The 24643-nt window shown below is 46.9% G+C and carries 30 protein-coding genes, 1 other RNA gene and 1 pseudogene; 12 read left to right on the plus strand and 20 right to left on the minus strand.

Annotated features, from left to right (window positions below):
* Positions 1-81: 81 nt before the first annotated feature.
* A complete protein-coding gene (locus DESPODRAFT_RS08015; protein WP_004072725.1) occupies positions 82-3960 on the plus strand; it encodes a class I adenylate cyclase domain-containing protein in 3879 nt (1292 codons plus the stop codon).
* 32 nt (positions 3961-3992) lie between these two features.
* Here the strand turns inward: DESPODRAFT_RS08015 and DESPODRAFT_RS08020 are convergent, their stop codons facing one another.
* Positions 3993-4658, minus strand: coding sequence for an LOG family protein (locus DESPODRAFT_RS08020; RefSeq protein WP_004072727.1), 666 nt, complete (start codon positions 4656-4658; stop codon positions 3993-3995).
* Between the two features lie 267 nt (positions 4659-4925).
* Between DESPODRAFT_RS08020 and DESPODRAFT_RS08025 the strand changes: the two genes are divergently transcribed.
* The 4 genes from DESPODRAFT_RS08025 (at position 4926) to ssrA (ending at position 7878) form a co-directional block, all read left to right on the plus strand.
* Positions 4926-5228 (plus strand): HPr family phosphocarrier protein, encoded by a 303-nt coding sequence (locus DESPODRAFT_RS08025; RefSeq protein ID WP_004072729.1) that lies wholly within the window; start codon positions 4926-4928, stop codon positions 5226-5228.
* Positions 5215-6990 (plus strand): phosphoenolpyruvate--protein phosphotransferase, encoded by a 1776-nt coding sequence (gene ptsP / locus DESPODRAFT_RS08030; RefSeq protein ID WP_004072732.1) that lies wholly within the window; start codon positions 5215-5217, stop codon positions 6988-6990. The genes DESPODRAFT_RS08025 and ptsP overlap by 14 nt, the downstream gene beginning before the upstream one ends.
* Before the next feature lie 3 nt (positions 6991-6993).
* A complete protein-coding gene (gene smpB / locus DESPODRAFT_RS08035) occupies positions 6994-7455 on the plus strand; it encodes an SsrA-binding protein SmpB (RefSeq protein WP_004072733.1) in 462 nt (153 codons plus the stop codon).
* 69 nt (positions 7456-7524) lie between these two features.
* Positions 7525-7878: a transfer-messenger RNA gene (ssrA, locus tag DESPODRAFT_RS19385) on the plus strand.
* Between the two features lie 114 nt (positions 7879-7992).
* Here the strand turns inward: ssrA and DESPODRAFT_RS08040 are convergent.
* Positions 7993-8184, minus strand: a complete 192-nt coding sequence (locus DESPODRAFT_RS08040) for a hypothetical protein (RefSeq protein ID WP_004072735.1) — start codon at positions 8182-8184, stop codon at positions 7993-7995.
* Between the two features lie 304 nt (positions 8185-8488).
* Between DESPODRAFT_RS08040 and mads1 the strand changes: the two genes are divergently transcribed.
* The 5 genes from mads1 (at position 8489) to DESPODRAFT_RS08065 (ending at position 11206) form a co-directional block, all read left to right on the plus strand.
* Positions 8489-8698 carry a methylation-associated defense system helix-turn-helix domain-containing protein MAD1 gene (mads1, locus tag DESPODRAFT_RS08045; protein WP_004072736.1) on the plus strand — a complete coding sequence of 70 codons (210 nt, stop codon included), beginning with the start codon at positions 8489-8491 and terminating at the stop codon, positions 8696-8698.
* A gap of 19 nt (positions 8699-8717) precedes the next feature.
* A complete protein-coding gene (locus DESPODRAFT_RS08050) occupies positions 8718-9467 on the plus strand; it encodes an N-6 DNA methylase (RefSeq protein WP_004072738.1) in 750 nt (249 codons plus the stop codon).
* Positions 9464-9859: a GxxExxY protein gene (locus DESPODRAFT_RS08055; RefSeq protein ID WP_004072741.1), complete on the plus strand. Its 396-nt coding sequence runs from the start codon at positions 9464-9466 to the stop codon at positions 9857-9859. Before DESPODRAFT_RS08050 ends, DESPODRAFT_RS08055 begins: the two co-directional genes overlap by 4 nt.
* Positions 9860-9950: 91 nt before the next feature.
* On the plus strand, positions 9951-10556 hold the full coding sequence (gene fic, locus DESPODRAFT_RS08060; RefSeq protein WP_004072743.1) for a protein adenylyltransferase Fic: 606 nt from the start codon (positions 9951-9953) through the stop codon (positions 10554-10556).
* Positions 10557-10645: 89 nt separating this feature from the next.
* Entirely contained in the window at positions 10646-11206 is a 561-nt protein-coding gene (locus DESPODRAFT_RS08065; RefSeq protein ID WP_157488444.1) for a BRO-N domain-containing protein, read from the plus strand.
* On the opposite strand, the pseudogene DESPODRAFT_RS20990 reads toward DESPODRAFT_RS08065, so the two are convergent.
* From DESPODRAFT_RS20990 to DESPODRAFT_RS08095, 6 genes and pseudogenes are all read right to left on the minus strand, one after another.
* Positions 11128-11484, minus strand: a pseudogene (locus DESPODRAFT_RS20990) (integrase core domain-containing protein); the annotation flags it as partial. The gene DESPODRAFT_RS08065 and the pseudogene DESPODRAFT_RS20990 overlap by 79 nt on opposite strands.
* 12 nt (positions 11485-11496) lie before the next feature.
* Positions 11497-12081: a hypothetical protein gene (locus tag DESPODRAFT_RS08075; RefSeq protein WP_004072745.1), complete on the minus strand. Its 585-nt coding sequence runs from the start codon at positions 12079-12081 to the stop codon at positions 11497-11499.
* 30 nt (positions 12082-12111) lie between these two features.
* Positions 12112-12426 (minus strand): hypothetical protein, encoded by a 315-nt coding sequence (locus DESPODRAFT_RS08080; protein WP_040015897.1) that lies wholly within the window; start codon positions 12424-12426, stop codon positions 12112-12114.
* Between the two features lie 8 nt (positions 12427-12434).
* The gene (locus tag DESPODRAFT_RS08085; protein ID WP_040015898.1) at positions 12435-13412 is read right to left on the minus strand and encodes a hypothetical protein; all 978 of its coding nucleotides are present in this window, start codon (positions 13410-13412) and stop codon (positions 12435-12437) included.
* A gap of 7 nt (positions 13413-13419) precedes the next feature.
* Positions 13420-14970 carry a hypothetical protein gene (locus DESPODRAFT_RS08090; protein ID WP_040015899.1) on the minus strand — a complete coding sequence of 517 codons (1551 nt, stop codon included), beginning with the start codon at positions 14968-14970 and terminating at the stop codon, positions 13420-13422.
* Between the two features lie 29 nt (positions 14971-14999).
* Complete coding sequence (locus DESPODRAFT_RS08095) at positions 15000-16079, minus strand: glycosyltransferase (RefSeq protein WP_004072760.1); 1080 nt, start codon at positions 16077-16079, stop codon at positions 15000-15002.
* Positions 16080-16153: 74 nt separating this feature from the next.
* On the opposite strand from DESPODRAFT_RS08095, the gene DESPODRAFT_RS19395 reads away from it, so the two are divergent.
* The gene (locus DESPODRAFT_RS19395) at positions 16154-16330 is read left to right on the plus strand and encodes a type II toxin-antitoxin system VapB family antitoxin (protein ID WP_004072762.1); all 177 of its coding nucleotides are present in this window, start codon (positions 16154-16156) and stop codon (positions 16328-16330) included.
* Between the two features lie 292 nt (positions 16331-16622).
* Here DESPODRAFT_RS19395 and DESPODRAFT_RS08100 read toward each other — a convergent pair whose 3' ends face one another.
* The 4 genes from DESPODRAFT_RS08100 to DESPODRAFT_RS08115 all read right to left on the minus strand — a co-directional run bounded on the left by DESPODRAFT_RS08100 (position 16623) and on the right by DESPODRAFT_RS08115 (position 18115).
* On the minus strand, positions 16623-16823 hold the full coding sequence (locus DESPODRAFT_RS08100; RefSeq protein WP_157488446.1) for a hypothetical protein: 201 nt from the start codon (positions 16821-16823) through the stop codon (positions 16623-16625).
* Positions 16824-17250: 427 nt separating this feature from the next.
* Positions 17251-17529 carry a hypothetical protein gene (locus tag DESPODRAFT_RS08105; RefSeq protein WP_157488447.1) on the minus strand — a complete coding sequence of 93 codons (279 nt, stop codon included), beginning with the start codon at positions 17527-17529 and terminating at the stop codon, positions 17251-17253.
* Between the two features lie 59 nt (positions 17530-17588).
* Complete coding sequence (locus tag DESPODRAFT_RS08110; protein WP_004072766.1) at positions 17589-17858, minus strand: type II toxin-antitoxin system YafQ family toxin; 270 nt, start codon at positions 17856-17858, stop codon at positions 17589-17591.
* A complete protein-coding gene (locus DESPODRAFT_RS08115) occupies positions 17858-18115 on the minus strand; it encodes a type II toxin-antitoxin system RelB/DinJ family antitoxin (RefSeq protein ID WP_004072767.1) in 258 nt (85 codons plus the stop codon). Before DESPODRAFT_RS08115 ends, DESPODRAFT_RS08110 begins: the two co-directional genes overlap by 1 nt.
* A gap of 205 nt (positions 18116-18320) precedes the next feature.
* On the opposite strand from DESPODRAFT_RS08115, the gene DESPODRAFT_RS08120 reads away from it, so the two are divergent.
* Positions 18321-18734, plus strand: coding sequence for a helix-turn-helix domain-containing protein (locus DESPODRAFT_RS08120; RefSeq protein ID WP_004072768.1), 414 nt, complete (start codon positions 18321-18323; stop codon positions 18732-18734).
* 148 nt (positions 18735-18882) lie between these two features.
* On the opposite strand, the gene DESPODRAFT_RS08125 is transcribed toward DESPODRAFT_RS08120, so the two are convergent.
* The 8 genes from DESPODRAFT_RS08125 to DESPODRAFT_RS08160 form a co-directional block, all read right to left on the minus strand.
* Positions 18883-19731 (minus strand): nucleotidyl transferase AbiEii/AbiGii toxin family protein, encoded by an 849-nt coding sequence (locus DESPODRAFT_RS08125; protein WP_040015901.1) that lies wholly within the window; start codon positions 19729-19731, stop codon positions 18883-18885.
* Positions 19724-20377: a type IV toxin-antitoxin system AbiEi family antitoxin domain-containing protein gene (locus DESPODRAFT_RS08130; protein WP_040015902.1), complete on the minus strand. Its 654-nt coding sequence runs from the start codon at positions 20375-20377 to the stop codon at positions 19724-19726. The genes DESPODRAFT_RS08125 and DESPODRAFT_RS08130 overlap by 8 nt, the downstream gene beginning before the upstream one ends.
* A gap of 23 nt (positions 20378-20400) precedes the next feature.
* Positions 20401-20976 (minus strand): glycoside hydrolase domain-containing protein, encoded by a 576-nt coding sequence (locus DESPODRAFT_RS08135; RefSeq protein ID WP_004072775.1) that lies wholly within the window; start codon positions 20974-20976, stop codon positions 20401-20403.
* Positions 20921-21760: a hypothetical protein gene (locus DESPODRAFT_RS08140; protein ID WP_004072777.1), complete on the minus strand. Its 840-nt coding sequence runs from the start codon at positions 21758-21760 to the stop codon at positions 20921-20923. The genes DESPODRAFT_RS08135 and DESPODRAFT_RS08140 overlap by 56 nt, the downstream gene beginning before the upstream one ends.
* Positions 21751-21972: a hypothetical protein gene (locus tag DESPODRAFT_RS08145; RefSeq protein ID WP_157488448.1), complete on the minus strand. Its 222-nt coding sequence runs from the start codon at positions 21970-21972 to the stop codon at positions 21751-21753. The genes DESPODRAFT_RS08140 and DESPODRAFT_RS08145 overlap by 10 nt, the downstream gene beginning before the upstream one ends.
* 88 nt (positions 21973-22060) lie before the next feature.
* Complete coding sequence (locus tag DESPODRAFT_RS08150) at positions 22061-22669, minus strand: hypothetical protein (RefSeq protein ID WP_004072779.1); 609 nt, start codon at positions 22667-22669, stop codon at positions 22061-22063.
* Positions 22670-22690: 21 nt separating this feature from the next.
* Entirely contained in the window at positions 22691-23317 is a 627-nt protein-coding gene (locus tag DESPODRAFT_RS08155; protein WP_004072785.1) for a hypothetical protein, read from the minus strand.
* Positions 23314-24639, minus strand: coding sequence for a right-handed parallel beta-helix repeat-containing protein (locus tag DESPODRAFT_RS08160; RefSeq protein ID WP_004072787.1), 1326 nt, complete (start codon positions 24637-24639; stop codon positions 23314-23316). Before DESPODRAFT_RS08160 ends, DESPODRAFT_RS08155 begins: the two co-directional genes overlap by 4 nt.
* Between the last annotated feature and the right edge of the window lie 4 nt (positions 24640-24643).

A 24643-nucleotide genomic window follows, 5' to 3' on the forward strand; every position in this document is an offset into this window, starting at 1 on the left:
ATCAAATTCCAATTAAAATATAGTCCGGCATGACATAAAAACGTTTGAAACCACCTGGAAGATGGGGATTGGTACAGCAGTATGGACGACTCTAATCCTGGATTTGATCGTCAGACCTTTGATGATTACTGGAAGGGCCTTGATGAACAACAGCGTAAGAATTTGCTCCTTCGGGCACCACAATGGCCTGTCTATCTTGGCCTTCTGCCTATTTTAAGCAGTGTTTTTTCGACCCATTACCCTCTAAGAGAAGCGGGAAGAAAAAGTTTGACCGCAATGACTTTTGTCATTCGGAAGAATATTGAAACTCCGCTGGTTGATAAACCGTTAAGAGAGGCTCAGGCCGACGCCTTTCAGGGCGCGGCCCTGATTTACCGCAAAATCTTTGTGCAAATGTCATTTTCAGATAAAAGCACCCTTATCCAGGCGCTTATGAATATTGGCAGCATCGGTGCTTTTTTTGCATTTAAGGCTATTTACCTGGAACGGGTTTCCCCTGACGTCATAAAAAAATGTATCAAGGACCTGGATGACCGGCTTCGGTTGACTTTTGCCGACCAGTATCTGCAGGCAGACCCTGCCATTCGCCTGCGTTTTGCAAGCCTGTTTCGCTATGTGCTTGCCGGTGTCAAACAGCGCCGGGCTGTAACCTGGTACTATGCCGACCTGTTTGACCGGGGACGGGATGTTGATCCTTGTTTGAACAATATCGACGCCTCGTTGCGGGACCCTTCCCTCATAGAGGACAATGAACTTTTGTCCCCGGATCCCCAAGATCGGATTGCCGGCCTTAAGGCCATTTCAATGATGCGATCAAGGGTGCCTTTACGGATTTTCAAAAAAGTGTTGACCCGGGAAACGGTAAAAAAGGTCAGGATGGCTGTGTACAGTCTGATTGAAAATTCGTCCTTTGGGCAGTACCCGGAGTTGTTCGAGCCTGTGTTTGAGCAGTTTAAAAATGCCAGGACAAATGAGGCTGTCTGCGCCTTTAAAGCCCTTGTTTTGACCGGCAGGCACCCTTTTCATAAGCTTATGGAGATGGTTCGGGAAACCTACCCTTCCATTATTCCCATCATCCATATGGAAATTTCAGAGCTGTCCAGACTCTCATTTTTTGCGTTCCAGGACATTGCCCTGAACAAGGATGTCTATCAGGGTGAAAATTATGATATCAACCTGGCATGTATTTTCGGCATGATTAAAAAACGTCCGGAACGGGTGGTCAGGATTTTAAAGGAGAATATAGAAATTTGCGGCTCGGACCGGATCAGGAAAGAAGTGGACAGGCTCATGGTAAAAACCCAGAACCTGTTGCTCAAGGAACGTAAGAGCATTGCCGCTCAATTCAAGGATATCCAGACGGAACTGCCTGAAAAAAAGTCCATAGCCACCTTTTTTAAATCCATACTCAAAGATCCGGTCCAAAAGAAACTGAATGATTTAAAGCAGCGGATTGTCCCCCAGGATCTGGATTTTCACAAGGCGGTTATCCGGGACCAGGATTGGTCCGGAATGGATTTGACCCGATCCGTTCTTAATCTAACCCATGCACAGATTGTGGATACGTTGTTAACCGGTGTTCATGTGTCCGTCGGTATATGCCGCAATACCTTGTTTTACAATATGAATCTGGATGGGGCCATATTTGATTTGACCTGCTTTGATAATGCCATTTTTGTCAATGTGTCCGCCCAAAATACAAAATTCAGTCAGTGCAGTTTTCAGAATGCCTCTTTTTATAATTGCAATTTAAACGGGGCAGACATGAGCGATGCCCTGTTTATTGGGGCTGTAATGTCAAAATGCTCATTTAATGAAACCAACCTGACCTGTGCTGTTTTTGCACACGCACGACTATCCGGTCTTTCCTTTACCAATGCCTGCCTTCACATGGCGGATTTTACCCATGCCGGGGCCCGGTTCTGCCGGTTTGCATCACATGCGGCCGTGGATCTGCGTAGCCGGGGTCTCAATTATAATGACAGGGAATACCAACTCAGCTTCAATGACCTGCCAAGAATTGATCCCAGGGTGGCCAATGAAATAAATATGCTCATTTTTTGTGAATTTGTTCATTTCGGGCAGGCAAAATTTTTCAAACAGAATAAATTGAGTCTTCTGGCGGCCTTTGATGTTTTTAAACCGGAGCAGGCGGATTTTTTTCAGCTTTTACCTTTACTGATCCATGAAAATATTGCCATGCCGGAAACCAGCAAGCTCCTGCCATCAACGCCTTGTGGTGTAACGGATTATCTGCCGTCAAGGGAGACTGAACGGGTTGGCCGGCACTATCTGGGCGGTGCCAATGTCCTGGTCCGCCGGCATCCGGATCCCCGGATCCTTGGGGTGTATTCCATGGGAAGTGTTGGGTCTTTGGCCCAAACTGCTGAGTCTGACATTGATTACTGGATTTGTATAGATGAAAAACAGTTGGGCCGTCAGGCAACCGATCTTTTGCGCCGGAAGCTTGATGCCCTGGAAAGCATGGCCCTGGAGCGGTTTAAAATTCAGGTCACCTTTTTTCTTGTGGATATTTTCAAGGCCCGGGATAATGATTTCGGCGGTTCCTCCCAGGAAAGTTCAGGCTCTGCCCAGGCCCGGCTGCTCAAGGAGGAGTTTTACCGGACCATGATCCATGTGGCAGGCAGACTGCCCTTGTGGACGGCGCTTCCCACCAGCATCAGCAGCAATTATTATAATCTGATTTTTGACTGCATCAATCGTTTGCCCGGTACTAAACGGTATATTGACCTGGGTGATATTCATGCCGTACCCCTTAATGAATATTTTGGCGCGTCTGTCTGGCAGATGTTTAAATGGCTGAAAAGTCCTTTTAAATCAGTTATTAAGATGGCCTTACTCGAAAAGTACATGAATACCTATGGCCGGGAACCCATGCTGTGCAATGAGTATAAAAATGAATGGATGAATTCAGGGACCCATCTGAAGCCTGGACAGAACGATTCCTATATTATTTTGATCAATACCATGATTCAGTTTTATATGAAGTCAGGGGACACACATTCCATCAAGCTTTTGCTCACCTGTTTTTTTCTCAAACTGGGGATTACAAAACAATCGGAGCTGGACTTCAGTGTTTTTGGCCTGCGACGCAATCTTTTGGAGAGGTGCCTGCGGGAATGGGGCTGGACCCTGGAAACGGTGTTTGAGGTCGGCCGGTTCAGATCTTGGCCTTATACCGCCATTCACCGCCTTTCCTTAACCATTGAACAGTATATGATGACACGGTACACGGACCTTAAAAGCCGCTTCAGGGATGATCCCGGCGGGCTGGCTATTTCCGAGCAGGACCGTATGGTCCTTGAGCGTAAGGTGGATATCCAGTTCCAGGACAAGCCGGGTAAAATTAAAAAACTGCTTTTAATTTCAGGTGGTGACCGTCATTTTTCAAGGCTTTATCTCAGATACCTGGACACGCCCGGGAAAAGATATGGCCAGTGGAAATTGATCCATAAACCATCTATCCAGGCCCAGATGGATGAAGAAACGATCCTCACGGCAAGTTCTGTGGAAGAGATCGGGGCCTGGCTGATTCACAACCACCTTTATACGGACCATACTTTTTTGACCATGGCGCCTAATCCCACGGAAGTTTCCCACGACAGCATTGAAAAACTTTACAGGGCCATGCATGATTTTTTTACCCCTGAACTATCAAAACCGGTTAGCTTTGATGCATTGAGGAAGATGCCGTCCATTACCCGTCTGTTTGTTTCCGTCAATTTTTATGCGGAAAAACCCAGCGGCAGAATTTCAGATTTTACACTGGTCTACCTGAATTCCTGGGAGGAGATGTTTTTGCGCGCAGCAAGGCTTAGCGTGCCGGCTGCGGATCTTGAACCGGTGAAAAAACAGATCTGCATGGGGCTTGGTCTAAAGCAGCTGCCCGAAAAGACTGTTTTCCATATCCCAAGACGGGGGTCTTCAATGATGTTTTGACTTTGGTTGCAACAAGGTGGGTGCCCCCCAGGTTAAGACCGGTTGTAAAAGTTATTTACTATTTTAAGGGCCTGTTCCGGGGTGTCAACCAATGAAAACAGTTCCATATCCTTGGCAGAGATTAATCCGGTTGCGGCAAGTGACTTTTTAATCCAGTCCACAAGTCCGGCCCAGAATTCTTTGTTCATTAAAATGACAGGCATTTTTCGGATGCGCCGGGTCTGGACCAGCGTCAGGGTCTCAAACATTTCATCCATTGTGCCAAGTCCTCCGGGCATAATGATATAGGCTTGGGCATATTTTACAAACATGACTTTTCGGATAAAAAAGTAATTAAAGTCCAAAGACCGGGTCATATAGGCATTGCTCTTTTCTTCAAAGGGCAGGGTGATTTTTAACCCTACGGACTCCCCGTTCTGCTCTAAGGCCCCCATGTTTGCCGCTTCCATTATTCCCGGCCCCCCTCCTGTAATGACCGCATAACCGCCGGCTGCAAAACAGGCTGCCGTCTTCCTTGCGGTTTCATAATCGGGATGCCCCTTGGCTGTTCTTGAGGAGCCGAAAATAGATATGGCAGGTCCTAAATCATGAAGTTCATCTATACCTTCAACAAATTCGCCCATAATTTTAAACAGGCGCCATGATTCACCGGACTTGAAATCATCAATGGGGTACTCAATGGGATGGGGCGTTCTCATGTTCAACTCCTTACTAAAACGGTTCCGAATGCAAGTTCAGATCAACCAACTCAACTGGCTAAAATATAATAAATGTGGTATATACTATCCAATTTGGGGTAACTGATCAAGTTGTTCGGTTAACACTTTAAATTTATTGTTTTTTAATAACAGCCATGGGCTGACCTGACATATCAACTGCCAGGCATAGCCCACAACAAAGTTGGAAAGATCTGAGTAACTTACCCAGACTTTCTTATAAAACAAAAAAAAGATAAATTATTTGGAATGACTATAAATTTGGATTTTCAATATTCAGTATTCCGGCAGACAACGGTTGTCAATGCATTAGGAATGCATGCGCGGCCTGCGGCAGTAATTGCCGGGATGGCCCAGGACGCAGGTGGTAACATCTGGTTGTCAGATGGAAAAAGCATTGTGGATGCCGCAAGCATTATTGAAATGATATCCCTGTGTGCGGTGACAGGGACAAAGGTGTCCATTTTTGCAGAAAAAGAAGAAGATTCAGCCCTGGCAGATAAGATTAAAAATTTTTTTGATGTTGGATTCGGGGAAAATGAAAATAAATAGAACCGTTAAGGATCAAATCATTCTCAGGGGGATCAGCGGTTCTCCCGGTATCTGTATTGGAAAGGCGTATCTTGTTGACCGGGAGGGTGTTAATCTTATTAAGCGTTATCCTGTAAGCCCGGATATGCTCCCCAATGAAATAGACCGGTTTAAAAATGCAGTGGATAAAGCCAAAAAAGATCATGCCAAGGCCATTGATGCTTTAGGGGATGATTTAAGTGAAAATCTCAATATCCTTGAAACCCATATGGTTTTGTTCAAGGATAAAATGCTTTACGGCAAAACCATTGAGACCATTACCAATGACCAGATCAATGCGGAGTGGGCACTTCGCCGGGTGTCCAGGCGTATCAGCCGGATGTTTGATCAAATCAATGATCCGTATCTTCGGGCCAGGGGAAATGATATTATCCAGGTCTCGGACAAGATAATGAATTATCTGGTGGGGGAGGCTGACCTCCGGATCAGCGAAATCAACAAACGCGTCATCATTGTCGCCCACGACCTTTCTCCCGCAGATACCAGTCAGATCCAGCTTGAACATATCAAGGGATTTGTAACGGACAGGGGCGGTAAGGACTCCCATACCAGTATCGTGGCAAAATCCCTGAAAATTCCGTCGGTTATAGGGCTCGGTAATGTTACGGCAAATATCAATAATGATGAGATCCTTATCGTAGACGGTTCCGCCGGGATTGTTATCATTAATCCGGATGAAGATACCCTGTTCCGGTATGAAGATAAGATGGCACGGTTTGAAGCCTACCGGGCCGATATTGAACGGGATAGCCATCTGCCCGCAATCACTGCCGACGGGATACCCATTAATCTTCTTGCCAATATAGAGCTTGTCGAAGAGGTGGTCTCTGCCAAGGATAATAAAGCGGCCGGCATCGGACTGTTTAGAACGGAATTTTTATGTCTGGACTTAAACAGACTTCCCACCGAGGACCAAATGCTTCAAAAATACAAGGAGTTGGTGGAACTAATGCAGCCGGCGCCGGTGACCATCCGGACCCTGGATATTAACGGGGACAAATTTAATCCTTATATAGATCCGGTGGAAGAGGCCAACCCCGCATTAGGTTTGAGAGCCGTCAGGTTTTGTCTGGAAAATGAAGCTGTTTTTATCGCCCAGATCAAAGCCATTTTGCGGGCCGCGGCTTTTGGTAATATCAAACTGCTGATTCCGATGATTTCCTGTGTTGAGGAAATTATTGGCGTAAAATCATGTATTGACAAGGCGGTGATTGAACTTGAGTCCGAAGACAGAATATTTAATAAGGATATTCCGTTGGGTATTATGATTGAGGTGCCTTCCGCCGTGATGATGGCCCGGGAACTTGCCGGATACGTTGATTTTTTCAGTATCGGCACCAATGATTTGATTCAGTACTCCATGGCCATTGACCGGCGTAATAGCAGGGTGGCACACCTTTACCAGGCGTTAAACCCTGCGGTGCTGAAAATGATCCGTCTCATTGTGGATGCGGCAACCGAAAAGGATATTGAGCTGGTTATGTGCGGTGAAATGGCAGGTGACCCCATTAATATCCCTGTGCTTCTTGGTTTGGGCCTGACCAATTTGTCAATGAATGCCGGTGCCATCCCTGTCATAAAGAAAATGATTCGGTCCATGAATGTCTCTAAAGCACGGAAGGATGTCCAGATCATCCTCGGTTTTCAAACGGTACGGGAAATTGTCGATTATATTCAAAGGGAATACAGAGAACTTCTGCCCTACAAGGATAACGAGGAATAAGCCATGAACGAAAAATATACCAAACTGATTGCCACCAATAAAAAAGCCCGGCACAATTACCACATTGATGATGAATATGAAGCCGGCATTGTGTTGGTGGGCTCAGAAGTCAAAGCCATCAGAGAGGGCAGGGTCAGTTTCAAGGACTCTTACGCAGATATTAAACGCGGAGAAGTTTTTTTACGCCAACTTCATATTTCTCCCTATGAGTTCTCATACAATGCCAACCATGAAGCCATGCGGACCCGGAAACTTTTATTGCACAGTTATGAAATTAGAAAACTTGTCGGAAAAATAAAAGAACAGGGATATACCCTGGTGCCGTTAAAAATATATTTTAAAAATGATAAAATAAAAATTCTCCTTGGCCTTGGTAAAGGCAAAAAGCTTTACGACAAAAGGGAATCCATCAAGCAGCGGGATGTGAAACGGGATATGGATCGTGACATAAAAAAATATTCCTGATTATAAAATTGTTGACTTCAACCCTTTTAGTACTATATTAGATAGAGTTCTTTAGATCTTTTACAATTTGGGGGCGTAATGGTTTCGACGGAGATTTTGACGTCCAAGGTAGCATGTCGAGTGTTTGTCAACTCGTAAACTTGGCAAGTTTAAATATAATCGCAGACGATTATAACTACGCTGTAGCCGCTTAAGGCGGCTTCCGTCCTCCTGACATCCTTCTTGCAGATTCAGATCAGGGCGTCGACTTTGCAAGACCGCTTTTGGAATTTCCTGGGTTCCCGAAGTTGAATTTTTCAGGATATACCGGATTGGATCCCTCCTGAAGGAGCCTTCCCGGCTAATTATAAAGTTCAGGATAAGCATGTAGAAGCCTGGATTGATTGTTTTCGGACGCGGGTTCAACTCCCGCCGCCTCCACCACTAATATTTAAACAAACCGATCCTGTTGCCGAGTCCGGCACGCAGGGTCGGTTTTTTTATTTTTATAAATTAGCGACTTACGCCGAATAGCGCGTTCTGCTAAATGTTCTGCATTCACTCCCTTTTCGGGAAATCTTGTTCAACTCTCTTCTCTGTTGCCGTTATCTTCTCCGTTTTCTCAGCTTCTGTTTCCGCCCCAAGTCCAGCGGTATTGGGGTTGGCTGAAGCCTGCTCCTGCTCGGCCATTTCCGCCTGATACTGCCGAAACGCTTCGGCAATTCCGTCAAACAAATCATTAATATCCATCAGATTCTCCTGTGTTCGGGTTTCTCTGCACCTTACATACCGGAGAAACAGAGAACCTGTCGGGCAATTGAAATATTTTCTTTGAACACATCCTTCCGAACAGTACTGGGAAGGTAAGAAATTCGGCCAAACTCGGTTACATCGGGAAGGAAAACTTGATTTTTTCAGTTCATCATATATCTTTAACCCTGTTTAACCTAATGTAGCCGGATTGTACCCCTATGGATGCCTTCCGGTTAAACAACTTGACGAGCCGCCACACATTAAAAAATGGCACGGCTCTCAAAGAATGATGGAGTCGAAAATGGAAGACAGATGGTTGTCCGTGGATGAAATTGGTGACTATCTCGGGATCAAGCGAGATACCGTCTATAAATGGATAAGCGAAAAAGGCATGCCAGCCCATAAGATCGGCCGTCTTTGGAAATTCAAGAAAGATGAAGTGGACCAATGGGTACGGTCAGGCGGTGCGGCTGCAGGCAATGAACAAGATGATGCAAACAAAGCCGAATAACGCAATCAGGAGTTTATAGATGACAAGTAACCAACAACGCGCGGCACTGCAGCGCCAGATCTGGCAGATCGCCAATGATGTTCGAGGCGCAGTGGATGGCTGGGATTTTAAGCAATATGTACTCGGCACCCTGTTTTACCGCTTTATCAGTGAAAACTTTTCCAGCTACATCGAAGCCGACGATGACAGCATCAACTATGCCGAGCTTTCAGATGACATTATCACCCCGGACATAAAAGGGTTGTTTGCCGATTTCGACACCAGCAGCAACCGCCTCGGCAACACAGTTACCGACAAGAACACCCGTCTGGCTGCTGTAATCAAGGGGTTGGCCGGACTGGACTTCGGTGATTTTCAAGGCAACCATATTGACCTGTTTGGCGATGAAAAACCCTTTGATGCCATCGTCTCCAACCCGCCCTATTCAGTGAAGTGGATAGGCGCAGACGACCCGACGCTGATTAACGATGACCGCTTTGCACCCGCCGGTGTACTCGCCCCCAAATCCAAGGCCGACTTTGCCTTTGTGCTGCACGCGCTCAGTTATCTTTCCAGTAAAGAGCAGGTGGATCACTTTGCCCAATCCATAGATAACGACCGGATAGCTGCCAACGACTACAATCTTTCCGTCAGCAGCTATGTGGAAGCCAAAGACAACCCCGAGGTGATTGATATTGCAAAGCTCAATGTCGAGCTGAAAACCACCGTTGCCAAGATTGACCGGCTACGCTCGGACATTGATACCATTGTTGCGGAGATTGAGGGATGAAACCACGAATGCACACGAATAGACACGAATTACTTCTGAAGGATGAGGTGTTTCAGGTTGTGGGCTGTGCCATGGAAGTATTGAATACACTGGGTCATGGCTTGCTGGAAAAACCGTATGAAAATGCTCTGGTGGTTGAGTTTCAACAACAAGGAATTCCTTTTGCTCAACAACCTCGATTTCCCGTTACATATAAATCGGTGAACGTCGGTGAGTATATCCCCGACTTGATTGTTTTCGATAAAATCATCGTGGACACAAAAGCGATTGAAAAGATCGGCAACAATGAGAAAGCTCAAATTATAAACTACTTAAAAATCACTGGCCTGAGAGTCGGCCTGGTACTGAACTTTAAGCATGCCAAACTGGAATGGGAGAGAATTGTTTTATGAAACCACGAATGGACACCAATAAACACGAATTAATAAAAATTAATATTAGTGAAAATTCGTGTTCATTCGTGGTTACAAAACGGGGTGAAATATGATTTTAGAAAATAAACTGGGCATCACCAATCAGGTTGAACTGGCTAAAGTCGAAGAAAAAATAAGCAAACAAAAAGCCCGCCAGCTTTTTGATACGGGCGACATTGATCGGGTAAAGGTCGGAACCTTTGAAGGACTGGCCTTCATTCATAGCTATCTGTTTGGGGAGATTTATCATTTTGCGGGAAAAATCCGCGAGGTGAATATTGCCAAGGGCAATTTTCGTTTTGCACCGGTGATGTATTTGGAAGCATCCCTGAACCACATCGATTCCATGCCGCAGAGCAACGTGGATGAAATCATCGAAAAATATGTCGAGATGAACATCGCCCACCCCTTTCGGGAAGGCAACGGCCGCGCCACACGCATCTGGCTGGATCTTATGTTGAAAAAAGAGATCCGAAAGGTCATCGACTGGAACCAGGTCGATAAAGAGGAATACCTGTCCGCCATGGAGCGCAGCCCGGTAAAAGATGTGGAAATCAAGGTGCTGCTGAAAAGTGCGCTGACCGACCGGATCGATGACCGCGCCCTGTTCATGAAAGGCATCGACGTCAGCTATTTCTATGAAGGCTATAGCGAATTTAAAACCGAGGAGCTGTAGCATGAGAATGGAACCACGAATGCATACCAATTAAAACCCATTCGTGAAAATTCCTCTTCATTCGTGGTTAAAAAGTGTGAGGGCAAAGCATGAGCAAAAAAGAGGCGATACAAGTTTTTGAAGACCGCAAGGTTCGTACCTTGTGGGATGATGATACGGAAGAATGGTATTTTTCCATTGTTGATGTGGTGGCCGTATTAACGGACAGCGTGAACCCGACAGCGTATTGGCGTAAACTCAAAGAACGCCTGAAAAAAGAGGGCAATCAAACCGTGACAGATTGTCACGGTTTCAAAATGCAGGCGGCTGACGGCAAAATGCGAAAAACCGATTGCGCCGATACCGAGCAGCTTTTCCGCCTGATCCAATCCACGGTGTGTGTCAAGCAAGTTGTCGCCTTTTTTTCAAACGAAGTTCCAAGCTCTACCGCACAATTCTCTCATGGCCTCCGACGAGCAATTGGGGGCCCATTCTCGGCCATGAGAGAATTGTGCTATACCGTGCCATACTCAAACGGTTATGCAGCTTGCTTATCAGCCGTCTTTTCAGCTTTTTGCTGTTTAAATTTTTTCAAAGTAACCGTTGTTCCAGGTTCCCAATTCCTTGTCCTTCCAGACCATCTTTCAGGATGTTTCGATTTGGCTTTCTGATAAATTTGATGTCTGTTGGCAAGAACGGCTACATCATTGCCATTGTGCCGGTCAGCGGGGGTGACAAATCCAATACCGCTGTGCAAATGGACGTTATTGTACCAATATGTGAAGGTATGGACCCATTCCCTGGCTTCCAGCATCGCATCAAATGGCTTGGCCGGATATTCAGGCCGGTATTTCAGGGTTTTGAATAATGATTGAGAAAAAGGATTATCATTACTGATAGAAGGGCGGCTAAAGGATGGTATCACGCCCAAATCCTGAAGTTTGGCCAGCTGATCATTATATCAGCGGTTTCTAAAAATCAACTCCAGCGATTGTAAATCAGACACGAACCAATCGGATCTGCAATCCCGGATGCCTAAAAAGGGAACATCAATCTGTATTCGGGACAACTCCTGAAAAAGGGCTTGCATAAAAATACCTGATTGCCCTGAGAGCTTACGCCTGGTGGCCCCGTTATAGTGCACTGCACATCCCGGGCTCTCAGGATTTCCGCCTAAAACAGCGACTACTTTGTTCCCGCTGTCAATATATTCTTTCACCCGGCCACCAACAATACCTGCCAAATCTGCACAGCAACGCCGACCAGAGTCCGTATCCAAAACATCCAGGATGGATTGACCCGGCTTTCTTTTTCGGCCAAATCCCAGGCAGATCATTTCCGGACAGGGAATTTGAACCATACCGACATGATATTTCATGCAAAGGTTTATCACCTCAAAATTCATCGCTTTAAAACTGGCAGCACCAATATCTCGGGAATTCTGATTCAGAATACACTCAATCAGAAATACCATTCTTTTGCCCCGCTTATCAGAGGGACGGCACAAATAATTTTTCAACGTCCTTAAGGGCTCTGTTATTTTCATTTCATTATCACCTGGCTTGAATGGGAAAAATTATAACGGAGAGAAATCATTACATTCAGGTGTATTACTTTTTATTTCAGGTGAAGGGGTTACATATTCCAATCTTATGGGCCTTCCTTTTTTTGATCGGATATTTCCCCAGTCATACCATGACCGCCTGTAAGCTGGTGCCAGATCAGATATCTTCCCTGCCAGTTTAGACCGAAATCGCGATACAAAAGCAGGATCGACGATACCATGGTTATCTTTGACCATCTTATCATAAATCTGTTTTAACTCCTGCCGTGAAACACCAAACAAATCACAGAAAATAGTGCAGTATTCAATTAATTGCTGCCCTGCCATAAACGCTTTTAACCTGAGAGAAGGCATCGGCCCTTCAGGGCCAGGATAAAAAATCGCATTCTGATCAGCTTTTTTCCAACTTCTTTGGTTCCCATTGTCTGCCACGGCAATACCCCGTCAGCGCCTTTAAACCAGGCGGATAAGCACCACAAAAGGGTCATTGCATTGGATTGGTCTATCCTGTTTGCTGAACCGTATTCTGCAAACCTGACCGGTCCGTTCAAAACCTGTCTGTCATGTATCATTCTCGTTTTCTGTTGATTATTGCCCCCTATATATTCCATATCCGTGATACCCCAAAGAATATTTCGTCCAAATTCACTGTAGGAGATATCTGCCCTGAAGCACATTTTCAAACGGGGATCGCGCTTCTTTGACAGGGCGTCTTTCCATAGTTTGCCATACCACCTTAAGGCCCAAAAATCCTGAGTATTAACAGGCTCATCAAAGTGCCACGGAGCTGACGAAGAATCGTTTTTTCCCCGATAGGTAATTTTATTGTTCAGATAAAGTTGAAAAATCGTGTCAAACCATCTCTGTTCCCTGAAATGATCAGCAAACGCCTGGAAATCGTCTTTCAGTTTTTCACCATATTCGATACCGAACGCCTCATCTGCCCAGTAAGAGGGTTTAAAATGCTGAAAAACACTAACCGGCCAGTTTTCGTTAAAAGGCAGATAAAACACATCCACCGGTTCATTGGCCCGCTTCATATCTTTAAATGCTGAACCATCCAGCAATGGTCCGATTCTTTGATCCCATTTTTCCCAGTCAAACACTCCATCTTTCACATCCGGTGCAAATGCAGGCTTCCCAGTCCAAATATAAGGCAGCCGGTTCAGACATGTTCTGTGCTCATGTGCCAGTTTGTAATAGTCGTAGCTTTTATAAGGATCTGCAGTACCGTATGCATTCATTTCCGGCACAAAAGACAGCTTATCCGGCAATGTAAAATTGTAGACCTCCAGTTCTACATCAAACACCATAGTTTCTTCACCGTTCCAAATTGACAGCTTTCCATATTTTATCCCAGCCGGTATCATGAGGTACAAAAAGCTCACAAACAAAAGACCCATTCTTTTGCAGATTGAATTCCTGTCCTTTTAAAGGGACCAAAGGGTCCGGAACCGGGCAGGGCGCCTTTCCATTCTTTGGATACACGTAAACGGCTTTAAGCACCTTGGTCTTAAGCCCAGGAAAAGCAGGAAAAATAAGCTCCGCTTTTGTTCTATCAATCTGCTTTTTCGCATTGACCTGGAAGCAGACCGTTTCATTTCGGGCTGACTGAAGTTTTATCTTTTTTTTTGTCCTATTGAATAAATGGTTAGCCCACTGGTACCCTTTCGGCCTTGGGGTAATGGGCTCACCGGTTACAGGATTTATTTTGTCCAACAGATCAACAATCGCATACGTCTCATTCCCTTGATCTGAATTAATCCGCTTGTTTGAGATTGAGCCATATTGCAACTCTTCCATAATAGAATTGTTTTTTAAAAAGGCAGTCTTAATCATAACTACAGAGGCGTCACCTTCATTCCCCGCACTATCCACGCCACGAATAACTAACTCAATCTGCTTTCCCGGTGGCAAATTAAGATCTTGAATATGCATCAAAACGGTTTCACCAACCAGCCCGGCCATGGGAATCAGATACCGGGGCATTTCTTTGACCGCCCCGCCAATTTTATACATAACATTAAATCCAAGCGTTTTCCCCCCACCCTTGTCCGTCGGAGTTACCCATTCCACCAAGGCTTCCCCGGGCGGCAGTCCTTCATTGGAATAGCCCAAAATAGATACCCGGTCCGGTCGAATATGATCCTCACCATTTGTCCAGATTTTCATCCACGGTTTTTTATTGAAATGTTCACTGCTGTAAACATACCGATTAGGAAAGAGGGAGTAGGAAAACTGCTGATTTTTCCACTGCCATTCAGATCCAACCTCATCAGCCGCGCAGAAGCCGTAACTAAGCCCGGCAACCCTTGCCGCAACCACATCAGGGGAAACGGCAATCTCCTGCCACCCATTGCTATCCGGCCGGGAGGCATTGGCAAAGCCCCATAACGTATGCCCGTGACCAAAGACCACATCCATAAGGCTGCTGCCGGGATAAGCCCAGTCTTGAACTTTATACCCGGCCTGATTAAAGCAGGAAGCCCCCGGCAACGGAAGATACCGAAATAAAAATCCCTCCTCCCACCTACCGGCAACACTGGATACCCCAGTCCTGAGAATAGCCGCGCTTTTGGACGCAGAGGTATTAAAATACAACACCGCACCCGTAATAATTTTGCCCCTCAGATCTTTAGGGTCAATGTCAAAGAGTACAAACTCCTGCTGCCCCTTCAGCTTTACTTTCCAAGAACCACCACAATTGCCGTTTTTCTCCCTCCCCACAGATGAAATACCTGTATCCCTTGTCACCTCAAACCGTTTTCCCTTACCTTCGGGCGGCCAGTTGGTATCGCACCGGGAGTCATTTAAAATACCTGAAAATAAAAAAAGCAGACCCACCATCAGGACCTGCTTTTTAAACGACATATTACGCCTCATGCTTCAAACCAAAGGAGTCAATATTTTCTTGCAACCCTTTTCCATACTTGCATATATGCCCCCACCATTTGATCAATGGAAAACCGGCTTTGGATAATTCTCCTGGAGGCTTTTCCATGGGCCGTTCTTTTTTCTTTATTAAGGCAATAATCAAGCATAATCTCAGAAAGATGTTCCCAGTCCCCGACTTCAAATAGTCGGCCGTTAATGCCGTCCTGGACAAGCTCTATGTTTCCTCCCACCTTGGTTGCAGCAACCGGCAACCCGGTAGCCATAGCCTCCAGAATCGTATTAGAAATGCCTTCATTGATGGACGGCAGGACAAACAAATCCATCTTTCTTAAAAGGTCAGGAATATCCCGCCTGTTCCCCAAAAAAATAGTTCCCTCTCCTGATGCCTGTTCAAGTCTTTTTCTTTCCGGCCCGTCTCCAATCACATACAACTGGGTCTCTGGAATCTGTTTTCTGAGTGCCGCAAATCCTTTGAACAATGTTAAATGATCTTTAATGGGGTCCAGTCTCCCAACTACGCAGACGGCAACCCCGTTATTATCTCCCTTACTTTTACGGGGGCTGTACTCCTCATCATCCACCCCGTTATAAATTTGGGTCACCCGCTGCCTGACGCCTATATCCTCCTTAAGCCAGGACACCATCTGCTGGGAAACGCATGTATATTCACGAATCAGAAAAGACAATACCCGCCGTATCCATACCCGTTTTCGGTTCAAGCCATCCGGATCCGCCATCCCCCATCCATGCTCCCCATGGACAACCGCCCGGATCCCTGCAAGACGGGCTGCAATCACACCATCAAGCCCTGCCCAGTTTCGGGTGTGAACCACATCCGGATCAAGGGATTTCAGCAAACCGGATAACCGGAAAAGAAAACCAATGGAATTGCCATCTGGTTTTTCCATCGATATCACCCGGGTTCCGGCGGGCAGTAATTCTTGAGATCGACCTGTCTGCGTAGTGCAAACAATAATATGTTCAACTTCGTGGTGAGTGGCCTGTACCAGGGTGGCAATACCCTTTTCCATCCCACCGGTTGAAAAGGAGAAGAGCAGATGAACAATCCGAAATTTTTGTTTCATTTTTAAATGTTCGTTGCGAATATTGACATTGTATGCATTAATTCATATGACAGTATGCATCAGGAGGAATCACCATGAGAACAACACTTGACTTGCCGGAAGATTTGCTCATTGAAGCAATGAAAGTTACCGAAATTAAAACAAAAACTAAAGTAATAATCACAGCACTCGAAGAGTTAATTCGCAAATCGAAAATTTCAGAAATTAAGCAGTATAAAGGTGCTATAGACTTGAATACAGAATGGCTGTAGTATTTATAGCGTAGACAACCATTTTAACATGATAAAGAATGTGGTCGGATTTGAATTATACGGACCTTAACTGGGGTGTCTAAAAATCCAGAAGAAACATATGGGTTAATTTTTGCAGGGCTTGGTCATAACATCGGCCACAGCGTAGGTTGGGTTGAACGAAGTGAAACCCAACAACTTATCGGCGTTGGGTTTCGTTCCTCAACCCAACCTACCAAAAATTCGGATGGCCTAAAATATGACCAAGCCCATTTTGCAGAAGCAGGGCATAGACCAGGTGAGCCCATGGCTGTTATTTGGAACCGAAATGTTTTTTCAATATAACCGGATTGAATTCATAGGCACCAATATCCATTGCCTGGACAACCGACCGTTTCCAACCGCCTCCGCGGGGAAGCGGCATATATTCCACCGGCAAAGGGAGATGTGAAATGCCATTGTTGATCAGGGCCGACCCTAAATAGGGGAAATAAGGTATTTTAAATCCAATCATAAATCCTGGATTGTCTCCACTGATGCCCAGATATTTCTCTTGCGGGGACTGAATATCTTTTGACAACCAGTTATGAAGGCCTTTAAGGGTACCCCGGTAATTCCACAGTTTGCCCTGCCCGATAAACGCATTGTTTCTCAGATCAATCTTGCAGTCTGAATACTGAACATCAATGTACCGGGTTACCGGGTGTTTTCCGATAACCGTGTTATTAAATTTTTACCAAATATCCCGGTTCAAATCTGTCAAATGGAACAGATCCGATCCGTTCCAACGCCTTACCCGGACCTACCTCATAAATCCGGGCACAGGCGTCCCTGTCTGCCCAAAACGTCAAAGCCCATATAAGAAATAAAAATATGCGCTTCAAATTCAATCCATTATCCTTCAAACCACAGAGGTACACCAGGTTTTCCGCCTGTTTTTTCTATTCGCTCGCAGAGCCGCAAAGACACCAAGAGAAGAGATCGGTCAGGACAAAAGTTTCGATCACCCAGTGGTTTAGATGTGTGCGGTGGTGAACGTAAGTCCGCCTCAGCAAATAAGGCTTTTTTCCGCTGACCAGATCGGTATGCCGATCGACATAATATTCAGCGACTTCTTTGGAGTCCTGCCCGGGCAAAGACCAGTCAACATCTTTTTCCCAGTCTGCATTGTATAACGCCCGCACCTGATCCGGGCTATCCCTGAATGCTTCCAGACCCAAGACTTCTCCGGAAACTACCAGAAGCACCCATATAACATAGAAACCGATTCGTGACATCGCTATGTGAAAAGTTCGGAATGTGTTCCTAACCGAGCAGGCCTGAGTTCAAAGTCGATAATTGCATAAATGAGAAGCCAGTCCGGCTCTATATGGCATTCCCTGAAATCATGCCAAGACCCTTTGAGTTTATGATCTTGGTATTCTGGAGGCAGAGGCTCGGGGATAGATAGTATTTCTAAAATTTTTTCCAGTTTTTTTATATTTCGATCCTGTGCAACAGCCTTCTTCAGGTCTTTTCTGAACCTGTTTGTAGGTCGAATCGGTAACATTAGTTGATAATATCATCAAACATATCTGTTACATTGTTGTATTTTTTCCCAACCCCTTTTCTGGCTTCATCCATGGCCTGTATGCTATCCTCATTAAAAATACGTAAATCAAATGGCAGGCCTTTATGGGTTATAATCTGTCTATAGAAAAGTTCATGAGCTGCGGATATTGACAGTCCTAACCCTTTAATGATGCGCTCAGCCTCTGCTTTAATTTCGGGTGTTATGCGTGTATGCGTCATTGCGGTTTTAGCCATAGTTTAATCTCCTAAGTGTATATCATAATGATATACAGCATGACTCTATTTGTCAATCAATCACTGTTGTTTCCAGCAATTCTAAATTTGAGTTATCTGTGAATTATTGATGATATTCCGATAATATTTTGGCCTTGATCATGGTTTGGTCCAAAGCAAAAAAAATATAGCATAGAAGATAGTTGTTTTGCTATAGCAACCGACTATGAAAAAAAGATTGCAAACCACCGAAGATTTATCAATGTTCGAGATCGTCATGGAAAATAATCCGCTTGACAGTCAGCGTGAGATTGTTGAGAAATTAGGCATTCCCCGATCAACGCTACGGCATTGGTTAAAACGAAAGAATGCCATAGACGCTGCACCTGAGGTAATAGAATTTTTTGAAAGTCCAGTCGGTACGGCGTTTCTTCATCGACTGGTTTTAGGGGTTCATTTTTCATTTTCTTTATGCAGCCCATGCGGAATCCGACCGATATGTCTTTACCTCGAATTGACGGGCCTGAATCACTTTGTTGCCTCCTCCTATGGCTCTCAGCAAAAGGTCTCTGTGGCTATGGAAGATGAAGCTAGCGCATTTGCCGTTCAAGAAGAAGTCTGGCTGTCTGAAGGGATGTGATCAGCTTTCACTCATTTGTTTCAGAGATCAAAATTTGTACTATTGATTCAGGCAGATATAATCCTGCACCCAGAAGTATTTGAACCCTCCGCATTAATCAATTCCTCTCGGCGTTGGGCTAAGCTGTTGCCAAGGTAAAAGATATCCTTTACGATGTTTTAAGCTGGTTTATTTTATATTTGAAATATTTTTCGGTCCACAGGTTCAAGCTATGTTGTTCAACAGGTCTTATGAAAGCTCTGACATCTTCTGCTGCTGCTTTCCAGTCAATTGTGTCCGTTTTTGTTATCAATTCGTTTTTCAGCCATTTGCTATCAACCTTTTTGCCTTGATTTTTCCAAGGCCCCCATTGATCCAAAGCGCTTTCCAGGTGACGCAGGTTGGGTGGAACGTGTTTTTTGATGTACCAGTTGAAATCATACCAGTCTCTGCCTTTGACGTATGGCCGGCAAAGAATGGCATGCAGTTTAAGGGCAAAATTGCTGGATAAATCCTGGTTGCAGATTTCAAAGTCCAAAGGAAAATCCAGGTACGTATACTCGAAAATGGAGTGGTCCGGCGGGTTGACATCAATTTCGAATTTGATTTTTTGTATCCTTTGTGGTCGGTCCCTTGAAAATTTCAGGTTAAGCTGCAGGCCGGTGGAATCATTTTTCAGCAAAGCCTTTTTGATCCGCTGGTCCATCCGACTTTTATCCAGAACGTCTACTGTCAAACCGAATTCTTTGAAGCAGGCCACCATGCCGTCCAGATAGGCTGACCATTCAAACCCGGAATCAGGATGCTTTAATATAAAATCAAGGTCTTCAGAAAACCTGGGCATCCCATGCAGGATTCTCAGGCTGGTGCCACCTTGAAAAGCGGCACTTTCAAAAAAGCCGGTTCTCCAAAGACCGTAAAGTGCGATTTCCTGAAGGATTTCTTTTACAGCATACTGTTTTTGAAGCGGATCTTCTGTCTTGTATTCTTCCAGTTTCTCTTTTATCAGGTCAATCAAAGCCCAATTCCCTGTGCATTGCATCTAAAAACCGCTGCACCCGCTGATGTTTGTATACTAATTTGAGTATCTGTATCTCTTTCGGACTGACAGCAGATAACAAATCAGGATCAATTCTGATTCCTTCTATAAGCCACGCCATCCCATTCCATGACAATTTTCTCAGGCAGACCAAGTCCATTAATGCCCGGAGCGGCCCTGCAATCAACATGGTTTGTTTGTTTTCTTGATATCTTTTCACCTGTTCCAAAAAATGAAGCCGGTGAACAGGAAGCGGATGAAAAGTGAATAATCCATTTTTTTTATCATGGACTTGTTTTGATTTCCTTCCCGGAACCACACTTTTTATTATATACACCGATTCCGGAATCCAGCCGTGATAGGCAAGGGCCGTCTCAAGTGAGATATAGCTTCCAGGACTTAACATCTGGGCAAGGTGGAAAGGATGGCAGGGGAAATCCCTGAAACGATCGTTGAGCAGGTATAATCCGCGATGGAGCCTGAACAACTCTTTTTTTTTTATTGCGCGGTTCACCAGGTTGTAGCGGCTCTGTTTTGTGCCGTTCAACAGCCGATTCAGCTGTGAAACCGATATAACCCGGTTAGCCAGATTGTTGTCAATGATAATTTGCACTATATTTTTCATGAGCGATAAAATACCATAAACTTTCATTTTTTGAAAGTTTGTGGTATTTTATTCATATTCTGCCCAGGCGTTTCCCAGCTCACCCAGGACCGCCTGTATACCGGGGTTTTGTCGGCAATCATTTTTCCCAAAAACTGCCGTGCCTGCCCCAGTGCCGTCACCCGGCTTTCCACGTTTTCCCCATTTTTTCCCGCCTGGCCGGCCGCCTGGACCAGCTGTACGTACCACTGTTTCAAATCCCAGCGGTCCATATCATACAGCACGCCTGCCATGGTCAGGTATTCAATCATCTGCTGGGCTGCGGTGAATGACTTGAGCCGCATCGACGGATACGGCCCGTCCGGCCCCGGATAAAACAATGTGGTCTGTTCCGCCCGCTGCCGGCTCTCCGGCGTGCCGATGGTGTTCCAGGGCAGCGCCCCGAAGGCCCCCCGGAACCAGGCATCCATGCACCAGTCCACAATATCGGTGTTGGGTGCATCAATCCGGTTGGCACTGCCGTATTCGGCAAAATAAAACGGCCCGTGCAGTAGTTTCCTGTTTTCAGCAAACCGGCTGCGCTGATCGCTGGATCCCCCGTAATATTCGATATTGGTCACCCCCCCACAGCAGGTCCCGTGAAAACTGGGGATAGGAGATGTCCGCCCGGTACCACAGCCGGGCCGGGCCGTCAACCTTGCTCACTGCATCCTGCCATAACAGCCCGTACCAGCGCAGCGCCCAGAAATCCTGGGTGTTCACCGGTTCGTCAAACAGCCAGGGCGCTGCACTGGTATGGCCATGCTCCCGGTAAGAGATCTTGTTGTTCAGATAAAATTGAAAAACAGGCTGATCCCACTGCTGCTCATTCACATGGCGGGCAAACGCGGCAAACGCCCGGGACAGGGCCCGGGCATACTCAGCTGTAAACGCCTCATCAGCCCAGTATGACGGGGTGAAGTGATCATACAGGTTCACCGGCCAGTTCTCATTGAAAGGCAGGTACAACACATCCACCGGCTCATGGGCCCGGGGCAGGTCCGCAAACGCGGACCCGTCCAGCAGCGGCACCACCTCCCGGTCCCACCGGGTCCAGTCAAAGTTGCTGTCCGCCCGGATATCCGGTGCAAACGAAGTGCTGCCCTTCCAGTTGTAGGGCAGGGGATTGATGCAGGTCCGGTGCCTGTGGGCAAGCCTGTAGTAATCATAGCCCTCAAAAAGATTCACCATGCCGTAGGCGTTCATTTCCGGCACAAAAGAAAGCTTGTCCGGCAGAGTGAAATCCCAGATATCGAGGGCCACATCGATCTCCAGGACCTCACCGCCCGCCTGGACCGTCAGTTTGCCCTGTTGCATCCCCGGTGCAGCCCCATGGGGTACATACACGTCACAGATCAGAGACACAGAGACAGATTCTGCTGCCTTGCCATCACCGGATTCTGATCCGGCAAAGAAAATACAGATGCCAGCGGCACCACTTGGTCCGGCAGATGCCGGGCAGGCCCTTTTTCAGACCCATCAACCGCCACGTATTCACACGCATGGATCCACGTAACCAGTCCGGCATCCGCGGCAAACCCATACCGGATCTCAGCCCCTGTGGCAGTCCTTGCCACATTCACTTGGAAAAAACGGTTTCATTTCCCGCCCCATGCAGCCGGACCTGTTTTTTTTATCCCCACGGAACAAATGGTTCCCGTTGCGTTACCTCGGCTCCTGACCGGGAATCATCTCCCCGCTCACCGGATCGACCTTGTCCAGCAGGTCCAGCACAGCGATTTCCAGCCCCCCCACCGTCAAGGCCCCGGCCCGGGCGGCCAACGGCTCGGCAGGCACAACCGTTTGATCAAATATCTTTCCTTTCGGTGCCGTAACGATCTCCAGGTCCCTGGCTTCTCCGACATTTTCCGCGCTATCCACCGGCTGCACTTGAATGACGGCCGCCTTCCCCGGCCCAAACCCCAGATCCAGGAGTACCATAACAACCTGCTCCCCTGCATCTCCAGCCATGGGAATCAGATACCGGGGAACCGGCACAAAGACCTCCCCTGCCTTATATCCCACATGAAACCCCAGGGTTTTTCCACCACCCCGATCTTCCGGGGTCACCCAGCTGACCCGGAGCTGCCCCGGCTTCAGTCCGGCATTATCATAAGACAGATCCTGCGGCGGTTCCGGCGGGAGATCATCTTCCCCCTCAACCACTACCTCCAGCCAGGGTGTCCGATTTTTTTTCTCTGAGCTGTAAACATACCGGTTGGGAAACAACTGCCGGTGAAACCCCTGATCATCACATGACCAGGTGGTGCCCACCTCATCCCACAGACAGAACCCCTAACCCAGCCCGGCTGCTCTCGCCGCCACAATATCCGGGTCCACGGCAACAGCCTGCCACCCCTCTGCATCCGGGGCTGCTGCATCGACAAATTTCCATCGGGTATGTCCGCTGCCGAACACCACATCCATCAGATGGCTGTCGGCAAAAGCCCAGTCCTGCTTTTTATAGGCTGCCTGGGCAAAGCAGGCACTGCCGGCCTGGGGAAAATACCAGAACGAACTGCCCTCCTGCCAGGCACCAGCCACAGAGGAGACCCTGACCCGCATCAACGGCGCATTCCGGGTTGATGCCGAACAAACATGCAGTGTTGCCTTCCTGATAAACCGGCCTTTGAGCTGCGCAGGATCAATGTCCCACAGAATATATTCCTGGGAGCCTTTGAGTTTGATTTTCCTTGCCCCGCCTGTGTTAGCATGGATCTCTTTTTCAATGGAGGATATCCCGGTATCTCGGATTACCGGAATGGAAAGGAACTGCCCTGTGTCAGAGGACTCTGTCTCTCCAGCTGGGGCCTGAACCGCCGTGAAACACAAGAAGCCGGCTGCAACAAAAGCAAATACTGCACTAACCATCCGGTTCAGGTTTGCATTCACAAAGGACACACCCGGCAGTGGGGTTTTCAATCTTTAATCCTGGCCTTCGCGCTGTATTCATACGCCCCGATATCCATGCCCAGAAAAACCGGTCTTTTTACCTTACCACCAGATAGCTTCGGCATATATTTCACCGGCAGCGGGGTGTTGCCCATGCCTGCGTTAACAACACTTGAGCCGGGTAACGGCAGATACCAGTATTGTTTTTCCATACCCATGAGAAAACCGGGATTCATGCCTTTGATTCCCAGAAAAATCCAGTCTGGAAGGACGATCCCGCTGGAAAACCAGTTGTTTGATCCGTTTATAGTCCCAACATTGTTCCAAAGGGTGCCGGTTCCCATGAAAATATTGTTTCTCATATCTACCCGGCAGTCGGCATATTGCACATCAATGTACCTGGCCCTGGGGTGCCGGCCGATAATGGTGTTGTTGAAAAGATACAGGGTGCCGGACCTGCTGTGGCCGCCGTCACCGCCCCAGTGGATCATGTTGTAATTCTGTGCCCTGGTCCCCTGGATCAGCACATTCCCGTATACATAGGCATCTGCTTTCTTATACCCCTTGTAATCCACCAGATCCAGCTGCCGGTTGTTGCCGTCCTCTATCCAGTTGTAACGGATCACCGTATCCATGCCCCGTTCCTTCAGGTTCTGCCCGTTGGCATATGGCTTGCCGAAATAGCACCCCTCCACCAGGGTTTTGGCCGCCCCCAGATACACGTTGTGCTCCTGATCGCTTGACGGATCGGCATGGTTGCCGTTGTTCAGAATAATACTGTTTTTTATGGTCAGATGGCTCACATCAGGCGCATGCCAGGTCAGAATACCGTTTCCGCACGAATAGATCAGGCAGTTGGCTATGGTGATATCCCTGCCCTTCATGATCCAAATACCGGCTGCATTGGCAGTGTAATTTATCTTTTCGTTGTTTACAATTGTCCATTCCGTGTTGTTGGCATGTCGCAGGGTCAGGTTGCGGATATGGATATGATCCGCAGTGGTGTCATATCCGATCCGGATCAGATACCTGCCGGGATTCCATTCTGCCCACTCCTGGAACACGACGGCATTTCTGCCGTCAATGACCGGCCGTCTGCCCTGATTGGGCACCCCCATGATGACAATGGGCTGTGCCCTTGTTCCGGACCTGCGCAGCACAATACGGGACCGGTAGGGTTCTTTTCTGTAATGTATCCGCACCTGGTCCCCGGGTCCCAGATCATCAAAGGGCACCTGGTTCAGTTCTTCATGCACCCGACCGGGTCCGACATCATATACTGCGGAAAACGCCGGAGCTGACAGCCACAAAAAAGCTGAAACAACAGCAGGAATCAATAAAAATGGCTTCATGGCC

Origin of the sequence: Desulfobacter postgatei 2ac9, from assembly GCF_000233695.2 — a bacterium.
Classification (GTDB): Bacteria; Desulfobacterota; Desulfobacteria; order Desulfobacterales; family Desulfobacteraceae; genus Desulfobacter; species Desulfobacter postgatei.